Below are 18,678 nucleotides of genomic sequence, written 5' to 3'. Positions count from 1 at the left end.
AATAAAAAAGAGCGCCTATTGGCGCTCTTTTTGTTGGTATCACTGACCGTTGCAGCTTGATGTACTCATCAGCCGTGGTCGAAGATTCCCTGCTGATGCCAGCGTTGCAGCTGGGCCAGCACCCGGGTCTCCCTCGCCGTCCACTGGGGACAGGGCCCCGCCAGCTGGGTCTTGTTGGTCTGCAGCGCCTCGTCGAGGGCAAACCAGCCGGGCACGAAGCCTAGGCGGATCTCGTAGGGCTGTGGCTGCGGGGCCACCAGCTGATCGCCAATCCGGCATAAATAGTAGAGCGAGCGGATGCAGTAGGCATCGAACCCCGGCTCGCGGGCGGCGCGATATTCACGGGTCTCGCCAAGCAGGCCCCCCACTTCCCGCAGCTCGGCACCGCACTCCTCCAGCAGCTCGCGAGCGAGTGCCACATGGTGGCTCTCCCCCGCTTCAATACCGCCCCCGGGGAACATCAGATCGCCGTTGACCCGGGAATGCACCAGCAGCAGCTCGCCGCCACGGGGCACCACGGCACGTACCGTGAGGCGCTCAAGCGTGCGGCCATCGGTACGCACCTCGCCATGAACGAAAGAGAGATCGAACGGATTGGGCCAGCAGCTGGCCGGAGAGAACGTCGTCATCACTGCCTCAGGGCCGGTAGTTGCCATGCTTGAGCTGCTCGACAATCTCGGCAGCCCGCACATCGTAGCCATCCTGCTCTGTCTTGCTCAGGGTGTGGTAGATGCCAAAACGCTTGGCTGAGACCTCGGGGCTATCCTGAAACGACTCGCTCACCTTGCCCCACAGATAGGCCAGCCCATACTGTTTCTGGCCCATATAGAGGGTGCTGAGGGAGGTGAATATACGGCTGTTTACCTTGTCCCCCTCCTGATAGAGGGAGAGCCCGTGCTGCAGGGTGGCGATGGCCTTTTCCGGGTCGCTCTTGGCGTAGATACCGCCGAGCGCCAGTTGCAGCTCGGGTTCATCCAGCGCCTTGGTACCTTCCAGCGCCATAAACTGCTGGCGAGCCAGCTCGTTGGTGTTGTTGGTCCAGTGCCAGAGCAGCAGGTAGGGATCTTGTGAATTGCGGGTCGCCGCATCGAGCTGGGCCAACTGATCCCCGGCCGCCAGCATGCCCTCGACCCGTGGACTCTTCTGCTCGCGGGCATTCTTGTATTCAATGCTGGTGGAGCGCTCGGCACATTTGAGATAGCGCTCAAGGTTACGCATCAGCTCGTACTTGCGCCGATCCGTCCCCTCCTCCTTGAGATAGAAGCGACTGCGGATCACATCGGTACGCTCGTAGCGACACCAGCCATCGTCCACCAGATCCTGGCAGAGCTCGGGATGATTGCCACAGATGTTGTGGATCCGGTCGTCATTGCAGCCAGCCACGGCAAGGCCGACGGAAAGCATGATGAAGGTCTGTCGCAGGGGGAAATTGGCCATGGTTCACATCTTGTTGGTAACGCGGGTTGGTAACAACTGGCGCCTTTACGGGCCACCTCCGGCTAGCAAACCGGTTACATATCCATTACAATGCGCGCGCTATATAAGGCCGCGATTGCAGAATAATATAACGAAATATACACCCCTACACTGATCTGCATTCGACGAATTTTCTATTTACACCAACAACGTGAAATAAAGGATCTGGTCAATGACCCACGAGCACTACTTGCAAGCGTGGCAGGAGAGCCAGGAGCTCGCCGAAGCCATGCAGCCCTTGATTGGTCGCCTCTACCGACAACAAGGGGTCGAGATCACCCTCTACGGCCGCCCGCTGCAAAACGCCTCCACCATCGATATCCTCAAGGCCCACCGGGTCGTCCGCCGCCACCAGGGCGCCCCCCTCCCCATCCAGCAAAGCTTCCCCCTGCTTCAGGCCATCGTGGCCCTCAAACCCACCGCCGCCGAGGTTGACCTTGGCAAGCTGGCAGTCGGCTACTGGCAGGATCATCAGGATGAAGCGGGGATCGAGGACTATCTGCAAGCGCGACTGGCACCTGCCCTTGGCTGCAGCCAGATGCCGCAGCCGACCGACGTGGTGCTCTACGGCTTTGGCCGTATCGGCCGCCTGCTGGCCCGCCTGCTGATCGAGCGTACCGGCGCCGCCAATCCACTGCGCCTGCGGGCTATAGTGGTACGCGGTGGTCGCGACGGGGATCTAGAGAAACGCGCCAGCCTGCTGCGCCGCGACTCGGTGCACGGCCCCTTCAATGGCTCCATTGAGGTGGATGTGGAGCGCAGCGCCATCATCGCCAACGGCACCTTCATTCAGGTGATCTACGCCAACAGCCCGGCCGACATCGACTACACCGCCTACGGCATTCACGATGCACTGATCGTCGACAACACCGGCGTCTGGCGTGACGAGGCAGGCCTCTCCGAGCACTTGAAAGCTCGCGGTGCTGGCAAGGTGCTGCTGACCGCCCCCGGCAAGGGGGAGATGAAGAACGTGGTGTTCGGGGTCAACCATGAGGTGATAGGCCCGGATGACAGGATCATCTCCGCCGCCTCCTGCACCACCAACGCCATCACCCCGGTGCTCAAGGTGATGCAGGAGCGGTTCGGCATCCGCCACGGCCACGTGGAGACGGTCCACTCCTACACCAACGATCAGAACCTCATCGACAACTACCACAAAGGCGAGCGCCGCGGTCGCAGCGCCGCCCTCAATATGGTGATGACCAGCACCGGCGCCGCCAAGGCGGTGGCCAAGGCGCTGCCGGAACTGAAGGGCAAGCTGACCGGCAACGCCATCCGGGTGCCGACCCCCAATGTCTCGCTGGCAATTATCAACCTGTCGCTGGAACAGGCCACCGATCGGGAGAGCCTCAACGCCTATCTGCAGCAGATGGCGCTAAGCTCAGCCCTGCACCGCCAGATCGACTTCAGCGCCAGTACCGAGCTGGTCTCCTCCGACATGGTAGGTTCCCGTTATGCGGGCATCGTCGACTCCCAGGCGACCATCGCCGAGGGGGATCACTGTGTGCTCTACGTATGGTATGACAACGAATTCGGGTACAGTTGTCAGGTAGTGCGGGTGATGGAGCAGATGGCTGGCGTAGTCCGCCAGGATCTACCTGCATAGACCCCGATAGAGTCTACCTGCACAGCCCGCCAGGATCTCTGCCGGGCTGACCCCGAAGTTTATGGCTCAATAGTTCAAGGAGAGGCCGGATGTCGTTTCAACAGGGTGAGTTTTTGCAAGCAATCATGCAGATGCCCGCAGAGGTGTACGAGCGGCTCAAGACCGCAGTCGAGCTGGGCAAGTGGCCCGATGGCAAACCCCTCACCGACGAGCAGAAGGCCACGTCGCTACAGGCTGTGATGGCCTGGCAGTCGATGCACATCGACAATCCCGAGCACATGAACATTGGTCGTGACGGCGAGATCGTGATGAAGAGCAAGAGCGAGCTCAAGCGTCAGTATCGCGACGAGGAAGAGATAGTGCGGGTCGACCTCAACCACTGAACCTGACCCGGCAGGCCGCTCGCAGCGGCCACAACAGAGAGGGGAGCCATGATGGCTCCCCTCTTTTTTCCTAACTTATCACCCCTCGTCACCGGTGCAATGCGCTGCGCTTATTGCACCCTACCGCGAGGGTTATCAGGGAGTCAGCTCCCCGCGCAGCGACTGCTGCATCAGCTCGCGAATGCGGTGGGAGGGCAAGTCCTGGCTCAGCAGGAAGTGCAGCTTGGTGAGCGCCGCTTCGGCGGTCATGTCAAAGCCCGAGATCACCCCGGCCCGCGACAGGGCATTGCCGGTGGCATAGCCCCCCATATTGACCTTGCCGTGCAGGCACTGGCTCAGGTTGACGATGATGACGCCGCGGGCAGAGGCCTCGGAGAGCAGCGCCAGCATGGCCGAGTTTTGCGGCGCATTGCCGACCCCGAACGAGAGCAGGATCAGCGCCTTCACCGGCTGTTGCAGGATATTGGCGATCACCTCACTGGAGATCCCCGGATAGAGGGTTACCACGCCGATGGGCTGGGGGGTAATGTCGTGCAGCACCAGCGGCCGCTCGGAGGGCACGCCCAGCTCGCCCGCTTCCAGCGAGATGGCGATCCCGGCGTTGAGCAACGGCGGATAGTTGGGGGAGTCGAAGGCGTGGAAGCCGTCGGCGTGCACCTTCTTGCTACGGTTGCCGCGATAGAGCTGATTGTTGAAGAACAGCGTCACCTCGTGGATCGGGTAGTTGGCCGCGATATAGAGGGCGTTGAGCAGGTTCTGCTGACCGTCGGAGCGCAGCTCGGCGAGCGGGATCTGGGAGCCGGTGATGATGACCGGCTTGTGCAGATCTTCCAGCATGAAGGAGAGCGCCGAGGCGGTGAACGACATGGTGTCGGTGCCATGCAGGATCACGAAGCCATCGTATTTCTCGTAGTTGTCGCGAATATCCTCGGCGATACGCTGCCAGTCCGCCGGGGTCATGTCGGAGGAGTCGATGAGGGGCGCATATTCGTGGATATGGTAATCCGGCATCTCGGGGCGGTGGAACTCGGGCATCCGCGCCAGACAGTCTTCCATAAAGCCCGCCATCGGCACGTAGCCGTGATCGGAACGCTGCATCCCAATGGTGCCGCCTGTGTAGGCAATGTAGATAGACTTCTTCACACCCTCTCCTCTTGATGAAGTGAACACCGCCAAAACATGAACCATGTCGGGGTGAACCACAATGTCAACGCCCGCCAGCGCCTCTGCGTGCAGCGGAAACCGGCGAATTATAGAGATTGGCGCCCCAAATGACAGCCGTTCCATGCACCCTTTTCGGCTTTTATGCCCTCTACCTACATAGTGTTAAATGTCACAATAAACCACTAAAACGAGCATTAATACGACAAAGATGGAATTAAACGATGCTTTTTGCTACAATCCGCCGGATTTTACTAAAATCTCATCTGGATGCCTGAGTATTTCAGGCCCGCACAAGCCCCATCTTTCCTGGGGCGGGGAGATGTTTCCCCTTCTTTGCTGGCACATAAGCCACACTGTTTTCATCCCGGCTGAATCTGTAAGTCTTTTGCTATGAAAGACACAGCCAATCAACATGGGAGTACTGAATGTTACAACTTGATTCCTACGCAACGCTGGTCGCTGCCACTCTGGTATTGCTGCTTGGCCGGGTGTTGGTTACCCGAGTCGGGCTGCTGCGTACCTTCAACATCCCCAAACCGGTAGCCGGCGGCCTGGTGGTCGCGCTGGTACTGCTGCTGCTGCGCTCCACCCTGCAGATGGAGCTGCAATTTGATACCAGCCTGCAAACCCCGCTGATGCTGGCCTTCTTCGCCTCCATCGGTCTCTCCGCCGATCTCGCCAGCCTGAAACGCGGCGGCAAGGCGGTGGTTACCTTCCTGATGGTGGTCACCGGCCTGCTGCTGGTGCAGAACAGTCTGGGTGTCGGTCTGGCGACCCTGCTCGGTCTGGATCCCCACATGGGGCTGCTGGCCGGCTCCATCACTCTCTCCGGCGGCCACGGCACCGGTGCTGCCTGGAGTGCCACCTTCTCCGAGAAATACGGCGTGCAATCCGCCGCCGAGCTCGCCATCGCCTGTGCCACCTTCGGTCTGGTGCTGGGCGGCCTGATCGGTGGCCCGGTCGCCCGCTATCTGGTGAAGAAAGTGCAGGTGCCCGGTGAGGAGCACAATCAGGATGAGGCCCCCCAAGGCTTCGAAATGCCTGATATGGAGCGCCCCCTCACCACTTTCAGCGTTATCGAAACGCTGGCATTGATCGCCATCAGCCTCAAGGGTGGCGAGCTGCTCTCTGCTTCCCTCAAAGGAGGTGCCTTCGAGCTGCCGATCTTTGTCTGCGTGCTGTTTGTCGGCGTGCTGCTGCGCAACGTCCTGACCCTGCTGAACTGGCATGAGGTGAGCGATCGCGAGGTCTCCCTGCTGGGCAACGTCAGCCTGTCGCTGTTCCTCGCCATGGCGTTGATGAGCCTGAAACTGTGGGATCTGGCCAGCCTGGCGCTGCCCATCTTCATTTTGCTGGCCGCCCAGACCGTGGCGATGGCGCTCTACGCCATCTTCGTCACCTTCCGGGTGATGGGCAAAAATTACGATGCAGCCGTGCTGGCGGCGGGTCACTGTGGCTTTGGCCTGGGGGCCACCCCGACAGCCATCGCCAACATGCAGGCCATTACCCAGCGCTTCGGCCCCTCCCACCTGGCGTTTCTGGTGGTGCCCATGGTGGGCGCCTTCTTTATCGACATCATCAACGCCATGGTGATCAAGCTGTTTATGGCGATGCCATTCCTGTAATTCCCTTTCCGTCAGACGTATATGATCAGAGCCCACCTTTCGGTGGGCTCTTTGCTTGCTCTCTACTCGCCAGCAGACGCAGGCAGAGCCGGGGCTCGCATCCGCCACCAAGGTGGCCCGCGAGCAACTCAGAAAACCCGGAATCCCCACATCCCGCACTCCCCCGAACAACAAAAAGCCCCGCACTCGACAGAGGGCGGGGCTTGTTTATCTCAGCCGGAACAGGCCGGGACGTGCACTTTACAGGATAAAGGTCGACACCTGCTGGTTCAGGTCAGCAGCACGCCCTTTGAGGCTGTGGGCCTGATCCAGATCGCGCATGGCGGATGCGGTGATCTCGTCACTCACATCCTTGATGGCGGTGGTGTTCTGGGTGATCTCGCCGGTCACCTGGGTCTGCTCCTCGGCGGCGGTGGCGATCTGACCCGCCATGTCGGAGATGAGGGAGATGGCGCTGGTGATCTCTTCCAACGCGCGTACCGCCTGATCGGCATCCTGCACGCTGTTGTCCGCCAGCCCCTGACTGGTCTGCATCAGGCTCACCGCACGGGCAGTGGTCTGTTGCAGGGTCTCGATGGTGGACTGGATCTGCTGGGTGGAGTCCTGGGTACGGCGCGACAGCACACGCACCTCGTCAGCGACCACCGCAAAACCACGACCCTGCTCACCGGCACGGGCCGCTTCAATGGCCGCGTTCAGCGCCAGCAGGTTGGTCTGCTCGGCAATCCCCTGAATGGTGGAGAGGATGCTGGTGATGGCCTGCGCGTGGCGGCTCAGCTCACCGATCACCTCGGTCGCCTGCCCTACCTCTTCGGCCAGACCATTGATGGACTGGCGGGTCTTGTTGACCAGCATCTTGCCCTGCTCACTGCTCTGGGCAGATTGCTGGGCAGCGGCGGCGGTGTTCTCGGCGTTACCGGCGATCTCCATGGTGGCGCTCGCCATCTCGGTGACCGCAGTGGCGACCATGGTCACCTCCTGCTGCTGACGCTGCAACTCGTCCACCGCGGCCTGGTTGGTCACCAGACTGCGCTCGGCATCGGCGTTCAACTCGTTGGCCAGCTGACGGATATTGCCGATCAGCTGATGTTGACTGCCGACGAAACGGTTGAAGCTGTTGGCCAGTTGACCCACTTCGTCGTTGGCGTCGATCTTGATGCGCTGGGTCAGATCGCCGTTGCCATCGGCAATGCGGGCCAACGCCTGGGATACCTTGGTGAGCGGGCCAAGCAGCATGCTGACCAGCCAGGATATAGCGAGGATGCTGCCCACCAGCACCAGCAGCGCCATCCCCAGTTGGGTCATCAGCAGGGAGGAGAGCGGCGCTTCCAGCGCGGCCTTGTCCAGCACCAGTACCAGTTCCCAGTCTGTGTCGGGGATATCAACCGCCCACAGCAGCTTGTCGCGACCTTCGCTGTCGAAGTAGGCAGGCACCAGATCCTTGCTCGACTTGCTCTGCTCGATCAGCGCGTTGGTCAGATCGTTGTCGATCTCGCTGGCCGGTTTCATCGCCTTGGCAGCATCCTTGTAGGCGATGATGGTGCCATCCTTGTGCATCATGATGGCGAAACCGTCGGCAGGCAGCTGCATCTTGGTCACGTCTTCCACCAGCGAGGCGATGGAGAGGTCACCACCGACCACCCCGCCAGAAACCGGCTGGGCCAGGGTCACCACCATGATGTTGTAAGCCACGTCGAGATAGGGTTTGGTGACAATCAGGCCACCTTTGCTCATCGCCTCCTGATACCAGCCGCGGGAGCGCGGGTCGTAGCCATCGCGGTTGATGGAGGGATCGGAGTCATTCATCTTGCCGCTGCTCTCACCGAAATAGGTGAGCTGGAAACGGCCGGAAACTTGTGCCTGTTGCAAGGCATTCAGGGGTTCGGCACCGGCCTTGTTGCCGAGTGCCTGGATCACGTCGCGACGGGCGGCGAGCCAGTCGCTGACACGCTCGGCCTGCTGGGTACCCAGCCGTTGCAACTGCTCCTGGCTGCCTTGCAGCAACAGGGACTTCTGGCTGCTATAGCTCTGCCAGGAGAGCAACAAAATCACCAACGAAAGGGCGATCACCACTGACAACAGTATCTTCTGCTTGAGTGACAGGTTTTTCATCATGTGTTCTTCTTATTGAGGTGAGGAGCGGGTTTTTCCCTAAATTGCACAACACTACACGTAGTCATTAGCGACCCGAATGGCCAAAACTGAACCTGAAAATGGGTCGGCGGGCGATATTTTCTACCGAGGTGGAGAAAAGTGCACCAGAAATTGACAGCATGAGCCGCACAAGCCAAGGCAACCCTGTTTATTCCTTCCACAATTGGCTAGAATATCCCGTTTTTAAATCACATCGACCCTGAGAGTTTTCACGATGTTCGAAGTTAATCCCGTATTAAATAAACTTAAGGAGCTGTCTGAGCGGACCGAGCTTCTTAGGGGGTACCTTTGACTATGACGCCAAGAAAGAGCGTCTAGAAGAGGTCAACGCCGAGCTGGAACAGCCGGACGTATGGAATGAACCCGAGCGCGCACAGGCGCTGGGCAAAGAGCGCGTCGCGCTGGAAAACGTAGTCGGCACCATCGACACCCTGACCCAGGGCGTGGATGACGTCGAGATGCTGGTGAGCCTGGCCGTGGAAGGGGAAGACGAAGAGACCTTCAACGAAGCCATCGCCGAATCCGAACAGCTGGAAGCCAAGCTGGTGGATCTCGAGTTCCGCCGCATGTTCTCCGGTCAGCACGACGGCTCCGACTGCTATATCGATATTCAATCCGGCTCCGGTGGTACCGAAGCACAGGATTGGGCCAACATGGTACTGCGCATGTACCTGCGCTGGGGCGATGCCCACGGCTACAAGCCCGAGCTGATTGAATGCTCCGAAGGCGACGTGGCCGGTATCAAATCCGCCACCATCAAGTTCACCGGCGAATATGCGTTCGGCTGGCTGCGTACCGAAACCGGCGTTCACCGTTTGGTTCGCAAGTCCCCGTTCGATTCCGGTGGCCGCCGTCACACCTCCTTCTGTTCTGTGTTCGTCTACCCCGAGATCGATGACGATATCGATATCGAGATCAACCCGGCGGATCTGCGGATCGACGTCTACCGCGCCTCCGGTGCCGGTGGTCAGCACGTTAACCGAACCGAATCCGCGGTGCGTATTACCCACGTTCCGACCGGTGTCGTGGTACAGTGCCAGAACGACCGTTCCCAGCACAAAAACAAAGACCAGTGTATGAAGCAGCTGAAAGCCAAGCTCTACGAGCTGGAAATTCAGAAGCAGAACGCTGAGAAACAAGCCCTGGAAGAGACCAAGTCTGATATCGGTTGGGGCAGCCAGATCCGTTCCTATGTGCTGGATGACTCCCGTATCAAGGATCTGCGCACCGGCGTCGAAACCCGTAATACCCAATCGGTGCTCGACGGTGACTTGGACAAGTTTATCGAAGCCAGCCTGAAATCAGGTCTGTAAACAAGCAGGAATCACCATGTCTGAACAAACCATAACTCCGGAAGTCGACCAAACTCTCGAACTCAACAACGAGATGACCGAGCGTCGTTCCAAGCTGGCCGCCCTGCGCGCCCAGGGTAATCCTTTCCCCAACGACTTCCGTCGCGACAGCCTCTCTGGCGATCTGCACGCAGAGTTCGACGACAAAAGCGCCGAGGAGCTGACGAGCCTGGGTAAACGGGTGAAGATTGCCGGTCGCATCATGACCCGCCGGATCATGGGCAAGGCTTCTTTCGCCACCCTGCAGGACATGGCCGGCAAGATCCAGGTCTACGTCACCCGTGACGACCTGCCGGAAGGTTTCTACAACGAGCAGTTCAAGAAGTGGGATCTGGGCGACATCGTGGGTGTCGAAGGTACCCTGTTCAAGACCCAGACCGGTGAGCTCTCCGTTCACGTTTCCGATATTCGCCTGCTGACCAAGGCGCTGCGTCCGCTGCCCGAGAAGCACAAAGGCCTGACCGACCAGGAAGCTCGCTGCCGCCAGCGCTACCTGGATCTGATCGCCAACGAAGAGTCCCGCAAGACCTTCATGATCCGCACCCAGGTGGTTGCCGGTATCCGCAAGTTCTTCAACGAAAAACGCTTCATGGAAGTGGAAACCCCGATGATGCAAGTCATCCCGGGTGGTGCCTCCGCGCGTCCGTTCGTCACTCACCACAATGCGCTGGACATCGACATGTACCTGCGTATCGCTCCGGAGCTCTATCTGAAGCGTCTGGTGGTCGGTGGTTTCGAGCGTGTCTACGAGATCAACCGCAACTTCCGTAACGAAGGTATCTCGGTTCGTCACAACCCCGAGTTCACCATGATCGAGTTCTACATGGCCTACGCCGACTACATCGATCTGATGGACCTGACCGAAGAGCTGCTGCGCACCCTGGCGCAGGACATTCTGGGCGACACCAAGATCCGTTACGCCAAAGAGGGCGAAGAGGGCCTGACCATCGATTTCGGTCAGCCGTTCCAGCGCCTCACCATGGTCGAGTCCATCCTGAAGTTCAACCCGGACGTAACTCTGGACGATCTGGCTAGCCTCGAGAGCGCCAAGGCCGTTGCCAAGCGTCTGCACATCGAGCTGATGAAGGGCTGGGAACTGGGCCACGTGATCACCGCGATCTTCGAAGAGACCGTGGAGCACATGCTGCTGCAACCGACCTTCATCACCGAGTACCCGGCCGCCGTTTCTCCGCTGGCTCGCCGCAACGACGTGAACCCGGATGTAACCGACCGCTTCGAATTCTTCATCGGTGGCCGCGAGCTGGCCAACGGCTTCTCCGAGCTGAACGATGCAGAAGACCAGGCCAAGCGCTTCCAGGATCAGGTTGATCAGAAAGAAGCAGGCGACGACGAAGCCATGTTCTACGACGCCGACTTCGTCACCGCACTGGAGCACGGCCTGCCGCCGACTGCCGGTCAGGGTATCGGTATCGACCGTCTGGTCATGCTGTTCACCAACAGCCACACCATCCGTGACGTCATTCTGTTCCCGGCCCTGCGTCCGCAGAAATAAGGCCCACAGAAGTCAGCTACATCCCTTGGGTCAATCCCAAGCGTGATAGCCAATAAATACGCCCCGCAACTGCGGGGCGTTTTTTTATAATGCTCACAACAATTGACGAATGCTTACCGCTTATGAGGCTGGCGGTAGCAGCCACTCTCCCTGCCACAAGGTGACGGCCTGACCGGCCATCAGTACCCGCGCCTCCTGCAGTTCAAGCCGCAACTCACCACCACGGGCCGAAATCTGACGGGCCCGCAGTTGCCGTTTACCAAGCCGTTCGGCCCAGAAGGGCACCAGAGCGCAGTGGTTGGAACCAGTAACCGGATCCTCATCGACGCCCACCCAAGGGGCGAAATAGCGGGAGACAAAGTCATGGTTCGGGTCGTTTGAGGGCGCCGTCACTATCACCCCCCGTCCCGGCAGGGCGCGCAGAGCATGAAAATCAGGCGAAAGCGTACGGATCTCCTCTTCACTTGCCAGTTCCAGCAAGAACTTGGCCCCGACCGCCAGGGTCTGTCGTGGCTGGCAGCCGAGCGCGGCAGCATAGGCTAGGTCCAGAGTCAGTGGAGCCAATGCGATACGTGGAAAATCGAGCCAAATCCACTCATCTTCGCGCTGGGCCAGCAGCTCACCACTACGGGTCTCGAAGCGGATAGTCTCGTGTGCAGCTACCGCCCCTGTCTGCCACAACACATGAGCAGCCGCCAAGGTGCCATGACCGCAGAGATCAACCTCGACTTTCGGCGTGAACCAGCGCAACTGATAATGGGCTCTGCCAAGTTGTACCAGAAAGGCTGTCTCGGAGAGGTTGAACTCGGCCGCCATCGCCAGCTGGCTGGCATCCGGCAGGGCGGGTCCCAATACAACCACTGCGGGGTTGCCACCAAGGGGCTGCCGACTGAACGCATTGACATGAAACAATCTGATATTGGACATGGCACTTCCTGTGTTATTAAGTGGCTCTCATTTAACGCCCTTTATACCACGCCCCTCTTTTGCTGCGGGAACAGGCGTACCTCTGCCCCTTTAATGCATTAATAGAATAAAGAAGACATTTTTATTCTTTGTTGTTATCCAACACGCCCTTTAATCTGGCCAAAAATCAGACCATGGAAGACGCGTGTGATGCAATTGAAGGATTCCCCATTCAACCTCTCACCCCTCTCTGACGAGCAGCAACGTCAGCTGGGCCAGGTACTCTCGACCCTCAATACCCAGCAACTGGCCTGGGTGAGCGGATATCTCTACGGCCTCTCCCAGGCGGGCGTCCAACCCGTTGCGACCGCCGGCGCAGAAGTCGTGGCTCCCAGCGGTAGCCTGACTATTCTCTACGGCTCCCAGACCGGCAACGCCAAAGGTGTCGCCAGTGCCATCAAGGCGCAGGCCGAAGCCCGTGGCCTACCCGTCACCCTAGCGTCGATGGCCGACTACAAACCCAAGCAGCTCAAGAAAGAGAGCCACTTGCTGGTGGTAGTGAGCACTTACGGGGAGGGTGAACCGCCAGAGAGCGCCGTCGATCTGTTCGAGCAGCTTAAAAAAGGCAAGGTCGGCAAGCTGGACGGCCTCAAGTTCGCGGTGCTTGGGCTGGGTGACAGCTCCTACGAATTTTTCTGCCAGACCGGCAAAGATTTTGACAACTTCCTCGCCAGCGCAGGGGCCGAGCGCATTTATGAACTCGCCAGCCTCGATGTGGATTATCAGGATGCAGCCAAGGCGTGGGGCGAACAAGCACTCAATGCCATTGAAGCGACGCTCTCTATCGGTGCTGCCAGCAACAGCGTAGCCAGCGCGGTGCAGCAGGCGGTTGGCCACAGCCAGTACAGCAAGGAGAATCCCTTCCCTGCCCGCCTGTCGGTCAATCAGAAGATCACCGGCCGAGATTCCACCAAGGATATCCGCCATATCGAGATCAATCTGGCCGACTCCGGCCTCACCTATCAGCCGGGGGATGCCCTCGGTGTCTGGTTCGACAATGACGCCGAACTGGTGGACGAAGTGCTGGCCCTGACCGGCCTCTCTGGCGATGAAGCCACGACTCACGGCACCTTGCGCGCCGCCCTGACCACTCACTTCGAACTGACCCGGCTGCACGGCGGCTTTATCACAGGACTCGCTGACATATCGGAGAACGCGGCGCTGAAAGACTTGGCTGGTGACAAGGCCCAGGTCAATGCACTGGTGGCCTCCGCTCAGGTGGTGGATGTGCTGAAACGCTTCCCGACCGCGCTCACGGCCGAGCAGCTGGTTGGCCTGCTGCGCCCCCTCACCCCGCGCCTCTACTCCATCGCCTCCGCCCAGAGCGAGGTGGAAGAGGAGGTGCACCTGACCGTCGGCGTGGTGCGTTACCCGCAGGAAGATGGCACGGTGCGCTCTGGCGCAGCCTCCTCCTATCTGGCGGATCGGCTGATTGAGGATGGCGAGGTGCGGGTATTCGTCGAGCACAACGACAACTTCCGCCTGCCGCAAAACCCCGACACACCCGTCATCATGGTGGGCCCGGGCACCGGTATCGCCCCGTTCCGCGCCTTTATGCAGGAGCGGGAAGCTCAGGGCGCGGAAGGCAAGAACTGGCTCTTCTTCGGCAACCCCCACTTTACCCAGGATTTCCTCTATCAGGTGGAGTGGCAGCGTTATGTGAAATCGGGGCTGCTGTCGAAGATCTCCCTGGCCTTCAGCCGGGATCAGGCCAACAAGATTTATGTGCAGGACCGTCTGCGCGAGGCAGGGCTTGAGCTCTACCAGTGGCTGGAAGCAGGCGCTCACTTCTATGTGTGTGGTGACGCCAACAAGATGGCCAAGGATGTACAGGAGGCCCTGCTGGATGTGATTGCCGAACACGGTCACAAGAGCCGTGAGGAAGCAGAAGAGTATTTGAGCGAATTGCGTCGTGCCAAACGTTATCAAAGGGATGTCTATTGATGAGCAAACAACCTCTTTCTCACCCAAAAGCGGGACCGGTCGAAGGGCCGCTGGCCGACAACGAGCGCCTCAAGCGCGAGAGCAACTTTCTGCGCGGCACCATAGAGCAGGATCTGCAGGACCCGCTCACCGGGGGTTTCAACGGCGACAACTTCCAGCTGATCCGCTTTCACGGCATGTATCAGCAGGATGACCGCGACATCCGCCCGGAGCGCGCCGCCCAGAAGCTGGAGCCGCTGCACAACGTCATGCTGCGTGCCCGCCTGCCGGGTGGGATCATCACCCCGGCCCAGTGGCAGATCATCGACAAGTTCGCCGAAGAACACAGCCTCTACGGCAGCATCCGCCTTACCACCCGACAGACCTTCCAGTTCCACGGGGTATTGAAGCGCGACATCAAGCTGATGCACCAGACCCTCAACAGCACCGGCATCGACTCCATCGCCACCGCAGGCGATGTAAACCGCAACGTGCTCTGCACCAGCAACCCGGTGGAGTCCGAGCTGCATCAGGAGGCCTACGAGTGGGCCAAGAAGATCTCCGAGCACCTGCTGCCCAAGACCCGCGCCTACGTGGAAATCTGGCTGGACGGTGAAAAACTGGGGCAGGACGAGGAGCCGATCCTGGGCTCCAACTACCTGCCGCGCAAATTCAAGACCACTGTGGTGATCCCGCCTCACAACGATGTGGATATCCACGCCAACGACCTCAACTTCGTGGCGATTGCCGAAGGTGGCAAGCTGGTGGGCTTCAACGTGCTGGTGGGCGGGGGTCTGGCCATGACCCACGGCGACACCAGCACCTACCCGCGCAAGGCGAGCGACTTTGGCTTTATTCCGCTCTCTCACGTGCTGGAGGTGGCGGCCGCCGTCGTCAGCACCCAGCGCGACTGGGGCAACCGGGTCAACCGCAAGAACGCCAAGACCAAGTACACCCTGGAGCGCGTTGGCGTCGAAGCCTTCAAGGCAGAGGTCGAGAGCCGCGCCGGCATCCAGTTCGGGCCGGTTCGTCCCTATGAGTTCACCAGCCGTGGCGATCGCTTCGGTTGGGTCGAGGGGATCGACGGCAAGCACCACCTCACCCTGTTTATCGAGAATGGCCGCCTGCTGGACTTCCCAGGCAAGCCGCTCAAAACCGGCATGCTGGAGATCGCCAAGGTGCATCAGGGAGATTTTCGCCTGACCGCCAACCAGAACCTGATCATCGCAGGGGTGCCTGCCTGCGAGAAGGCCCGCATCGAAGGGCTGGCGCGCCAGTACGGCCTGCTGGATGACGGTGTGAGCGAGCAGCGCAAGCAGTCCATGGCTTGTGTGGCCCTGCCCACCTGCCCGCTGGCGATGGCCGAGGCCGAGCGCATGCTGCCGGCGTTTGTCACCGACATCGAGGGCTTGCTCACCAAGCATGGGCTGGCGGATGACGCCATCATCTTCCGGGTCACCGGTTGCCCCAACGGCTGCGGCCGCGCCATGCTGGCGGAGGTGGGTCTGGTGGGCAAGGCGCCCGGCCGCTACAACCTCCATCTGGGGGGCAACCTGGAAGGCACCCGCATTCCGCGCCTGCACCTCGAGAACATCACCGAGCCGCAGATCCTGGCCGAACTGGACGCGCTGATCGGCCGCTGGGCCACCGAGCGCAATCAGGGTGAGTGCTTCGGCGACTTCGTGATCCGGGTTGGGGTAATTGCCCCCGTTATCGATTCTGCGAGGGACTTCTATGCCGCTTAATCTGCCGCTTAATGTCACTGAAGATGGCCGCCTTGACCTGCAGGCACTGCTGGCCCTCGGCCGTGAGGAGCAAGTCGAGGCACTCGCGCCCCTCAACCGGGAGCTGGATACCATGAGCGCCCCCGAGCGGGTGCGCTGGGCCCTGGCAAATCTGCCGGGGGAGCATGTGCTCTCATCCAGCTTCGGCATTCAGGCGGCACTGATGCTCCATCTGGTGAGCCGCGAGCGGGCCGACGTGCCAGTGGTGCTGACCGATACCGGTTATCTGTTCCCGGAGACCTACCGTTTCATCGACGAGCTGACCGAGCGCCTCGTACTAAATCTCAAGATCTATCGGGCCGAGCTCAGTCCTGCCTGGCAGGAGGCGCGCTTCGGTCTCCTATGGGAGCAGGGGGTGGAGGGGATCACCCGCTACAACCAGCTCAACAAGGTGGAGCCGATGGACCGCGCCCTGCGTGAGCTGGGGGCCCAGACCTGGTTCTCCGGCCTGCGCCGGGAGCAGTCCGGCAGCCGTGGCAAGCTGCCGGTGCTGGGCATCCAGCGCGGCCGCTTCAAGTTCCTGCCGGTGATCGACTGGAGCAACAAGGATGTCTTCTACTACTTCAAGGAGTTCGACCTCCCCTACCACCCGCTGTGGGAGCAGGGTTATCTCTCGGTGGGCGATGTCCACACCACCGCCAAGTGGGAGCCGGGCATGAGCGAGGAGCAGACCCGCTTCTTCGGCCTCAAGCGCGAGTGCGGTTTGCACGAGGAAAATGGCGAGAACGACGGCTCAGGCATCTAATCCCGTCTTGAAAACCCAACAGAACAACAAGGGCATCCGAAGATGCCCTTGTTGTTATTTGCCCATTAGCATTCGTCCGTCAGCGGCGCTGCCAGGTCTCGAAGCTATAGGGATGCGGGTTTTTCTCATCGGCAGGGTGGCTCTCGCACTCAATCCGTTGCCACTGGCCATCATCAAAAGCAGGGAAACGGGTATCCCCCTCCACCGCCAGATCGATGCGGGTCAGATAGAGGCAATCCGCGCTCGGCAACATCTCGGCATAGAGATGACCGCCACCGATCACCATCAACTCCTCCACCGGGCTGCCTGCCAACAGCGCCAGCGCCGCCTCGACGGAGCCCACCACCTCAATGCCCTCAGCCTGATAGTCGGGATTGCGGCTGATCACCAGATTGCGCCGTCCGGGCAGCGGTCGACCGATGGATTCGAAGGTCTTGCGCCCCATCAATACCGGTTTACCGAGGGTGACACGCTTGAAGTGGGCCAAGTCAGCAGGCAGATGCCAGGGCATCTGGTTGTCCTTGCCGATCACCCTGTCGTAGGCCATGGCGGCAATCATGGAAATCTTCATGGGGCCTCTCACCGTCTGTCAGATTATGGGGCGGTTACGGTACACGACCAGAGAGGGGATCGCCAAACCGAAACTGAGGGCACCGACGATAAAGAGCGCCTTGAGGCCGTTCTCCACCGCACTCTGGATCAACTCCATGGTCACGCCATTGATGTTGAGCTCCACCACCGCAATCATGGTCTTGAACGCATAACTGCCCGGGATCATCGGAATGATGGAAGCAACGCTGAACACCGGACGCGGCGCCAGCAGACGGCGCGACCAGTAGACGCAGACAAAGCCGACCGTGGTAGCCGCCGCCAGCGTCGCCCACTCGATGGGCATGCCGTAGTGGATCAGCAGGGTACGCAGGCTGTGGGCCAGCGCGCCGCCCATGGCGCAATATTTCAGCATCCGTGGTGGCACGTTGAACAACATGGCAAACCCCACCGCCGGAATGGAGGACCAGAAGGCATCCTTGGCCAGTAGCCAGAGCAAATCCATCATACTTTCCACCCCCAGATCCCCGTGACCGACATGGCGAGAATGATGCCGATCGCAGCGCTGATGGTCAGCAGGGTCGCGGTCCCCCAGCGGGCCAGCCCCATGTTGAAGTAGCCCTTCACCATGTCTGAGACCGCATTGATCAGCGGAAAGCCCGGCACCAGCAGCAGCACGCTGGCCGCCATGGCGAGATAGGGCTGGTCACCCCAGTTAAAGAAGGTGGCGCTGGAGGAGAGCAAGGTAGCGATAAAGCCGGTGGCGGCAAAGTTGATGAGCGGGCTATGGTGATGGCGGGCCATCAGCTGGCGCACCCGCATCGCCACGGCAGACGAGAAACAGGTCACCAGGAAGATGGGCCAGTCACCGCCAAACAGCAGGCTAAAGGCGCCGCAAGAGAGCCCCACCATGGGGACCACCAACCAGGGGTGATAGTGAAAGGGGACGATGGCCTCGAGGCGCTGACGCACTTCACGGGCGCCGATCAGCTCTTTCTCCGCCATGATGCAGATCCGCTGGATCTCGCACACCACCTGCATGTTGATGCCATGTTCGCGCACCCGCCGGGTAGTTGTGACGCAACCCCCCTGATAGAGACTGGTGAGCACGATGGCACTGGAAGAGATGGCCATTTCGACACTCTCCAGCCCCAGCGCCATCCCCAGCCGCACCGTGGTCTGCTCGATGATCCGGCTCTCCGCCCCGAACTGGGCCAACATCTGACCCACCTTGACGATAATGCGGGTGATCTCTGTCTGTTGCTCCCGCGACAACACCCGTCTTGGTGTGATACTTCTCATAATCCCTTCGAGTCGTAGCAATAAAAATTTCGGCCATATTAGCCTAACTTTTACTGTTATTCATCCACCCCTATCACAACCTGACTAATTAGTTATTACAAGAAAGAGAAAAGAGGTTACATCACAAATACATTAC

The 18,678-nt window shown here is 60.0% G+C and carries 16 protein-coding genes; 8 read left to right on the top strand and 8 right to left on the bottom strand.

The window, feature by feature from the left end; genetic code table 11:
* Positions 1–68: 68 nt before the first annotated feature.
* Both AB5Y86_RS20025 and AB5Y86_RS20020 read right to left on the bottom strand, forming a co-directional pair.
* Positions 69–629 carry an NUDIX domain-containing protein gene (locus AB5Y86_RS20025; RefSeq protein ID WP_368193889.1) on the bottom strand — a complete coding sequence of 187 codons (561 nt, stop codon included), beginning with the start codon at positions 627–629 and terminating at the stop codon, positions 69–71.
* Between the two features lie 7 nt (positions 630–636).
* Entirely contained in the window at positions 637–1,437 is an 801-nt protein-coding gene (locus AB5Y86_RS20020; protein ID WP_005335192.1) for a DUF2989 domain-containing protein, read from the bottom strand.
* Positions 1,438–1,648: 211 nt separating this feature from the next.
* Between AB5Y86_RS20020 and AB5Y86_RS20015 the strand changes: the two genes are divergently transcribed.
* Positions 1,649–3,082, top strand: coding sequence for a glyceraldehyde-3-phosphate dehydrogenase (locus tag AB5Y86_RS20015; protein ID WP_368193888.1), 1,434 nt, complete (start codon positions 1,649–1,651; stop codon positions 3,080–3,082).
* 89 nt (positions 3,083–3,171) lie between these two features.
* Entirely contained in the window at positions 3,172–3,465 is a 294-nt protein-coding gene (locus AB5Y86_RS20010) for a YeaC family protein (protein WP_236325198.1), read from the top strand.
* Positions 3,466–3,600: 135 nt separating this feature from the next.
* On the opposite strand, the gene ansA is transcribed toward AB5Y86_RS20010, so the two are convergent.
* A complete protein-coding gene (gene ansA, locus AB5Y86_RS20005) occupies positions 3,601–4,608 on the bottom strand; it encodes an asparaginase (RefSeq protein ID WP_368193887.1) in 1,008 nt (335 codons plus the stop codon).
* Between the two features lie 446 nt (positions 4,609–5,054).
* Here ansA and gltS point away from each other — a divergent pair, with 446 nt between their 5' ends.
* Entirely contained in the window at positions 5,055–6,254 is a 1,200-nt protein-coding gene (gene gltS / locus AB5Y86_RS20000; protein ID WP_005348115.1) for a sodium/glutamate symporter, read from the top strand.
* Positions 6,255–6,494: 240 nt separating this feature from the next.
* Here the strand turns inward: gltS and AB5Y86_RS19995 are convergent, their stop codons facing one another.
* The gene (locus AB5Y86_RS19995) at positions 6,495–8,366 is read right to left on the bottom strand and encodes a methyl-accepting chemotaxis protein (RefSeq protein WP_113739749.1); all 1,872 of its coding nucleotides are present in this window, start codon (positions 8,364–8,366) and stop codon (positions 6,495–6,497) included.
* Between the two features lie 256 nt (positions 8,367–8,622).
* On the opposite strand from AB5Y86_RS19995, the gene prfB reads away from it, so the two are divergent.
* Together prfB and lysS are read left to right on the top strand one after the other, a co-directional pair.
* Positions 8,623–9,721 (top strand): peptide chain release factor 2 gene (gene prfB, locus AB5Y86_RS19990; protein WP_100645262.1). Its coding sequence is split into 2 segments (ribosomal slippage): positions 8,623–8,697 and positions 8,699–9,721, totalling 1,098 coding nucleotides; the frame shifts between segments, so codons are not numbered across the junction.
* Positions 9,722–9,737: 16 nt separating this feature from the next.
* Entirely contained in the window at positions 9,738–11,273 is a 1,536-nt protein-coding gene (gene lysS / locus AB5Y86_RS19985; protein WP_368193886.1) for a lysine--tRNA ligase, read from the top strand.
* Between the two features lie 120 nt (positions 11,274–11,393).
* Here lysS and AB5Y86_RS19980 read toward each other — a convergent pair whose 3' ends face one another.
* The gene (locus AB5Y86_RS19980; RefSeq protein ID WP_368193885.1) at positions 11,394–12,200 is read right to left on the bottom strand and encodes a PhzF family phenazine biosynthesis protein; all 807 of its coding nucleotides are present in this window, start codon (positions 12,198–12,200) and stop codon (positions 11,394–11,396) included.
* A gap of 189 nt (positions 12,201–12,389) precedes the next feature.
* Between AB5Y86_RS19980 and AB5Y86_RS19975 the strand changes: the two genes are divergently transcribed.
* Genes AB5Y86_RS19975 through AB5Y86_RS19965 form a run of 3 tightly spaced genes read left to right on the top strand, consistent with a single transcriptional unit; the run spans position 12,390 to position 16,691 of the window.
* Complete coding sequence (locus AB5Y86_RS19975; RefSeq protein ID WP_219264393.1) at positions 12,390–14,183, top strand: assimilatory sulfite reductase (NADPH) flavoprotein subunit; 1,794 nt, start codon at positions 12,390–12,392, stop codon at positions 14,181–14,183.
* Positions 14,183–15,907, top strand: coding sequence for an assimilatory sulfite reductase (NADPH) hemoprotein subunit (gene cysI, locus AB5Y86_RS19970; RefSeq protein ID WP_219264353.1), 1,725 nt, complete (start codon positions 14,183–14,185; stop codon positions 15,905–15,907). Before AB5Y86_RS19975 ends, cysI begins: the two co-directional genes overlap by 1 nt.
* Complete coding sequence (locus AB5Y86_RS19965; RefSeq protein ID WP_139494091.1) at positions 15,897–16,691, top strand: phosphoadenylyl-sulfate reductase; 795 nt, start codon at positions 15,897–15,899, stop codon at positions 16,689–16,691. The genes cysI and AB5Y86_RS19965 overlap by 11 nt, the downstream gene beginning before the upstream one ends.
* A 79-nt stretch (positions 16,692–16,770) precedes the next feature.
* On the opposite strand, the gene folA is transcribed toward AB5Y86_RS19965, so the two are convergent.
* From folA to AB5Y86_RS19950, 3 genes are read right to left on the bottom strand one after another with little or no spacing between them, the layout of a single operon-like run.
* Complete coding sequence (folA, locus tag AB5Y86_RS19960; RefSeq protein ID WP_368193884.1) at positions 16,771–17,262, bottom strand: type 3 dihydrofolate reductase; 492 nt, start codon at positions 17,260–17,262, stop codon at positions 16,771–16,773.
* Positions 17,263–17,280: 18 nt separating this feature from the next.
* Entirely contained in the window at positions 17,281–17,748 is a 468-nt protein-coding gene (locus AB5Y86_RS19955) for a threonine/serine exporter family protein (RefSeq protein WP_026035076.1), read from the bottom strand.
* Entirely contained in the window at positions 17,745–18,542 is a 798-nt protein-coding gene (locus AB5Y86_RS19950) for a threonine/serine exporter family protein (RefSeq protein WP_005348133.1), read from the bottom strand. The genes AB5Y86_RS19955 and AB5Y86_RS19950 overlap by 4 nt, the downstream gene beginning before the upstream one ends.
* Between the last annotated feature and the right edge of the window lie 136 nt (positions 18,543–18,678).

The organism is Aeromonas sp. s8, assembly GCF_040907785.1.
Lineage (GTDB): Bacteria > Pseudomonadota > Gammaproteobacteria > Enterobacterales > Aeromonadaceae > Aeromonas > Aeromonas veronii.
The sequence above is the reverse complement of the archived record's forward strand: the minus strand, read 5'-3'. Positions and strand labels throughout refer to the sequence as shown.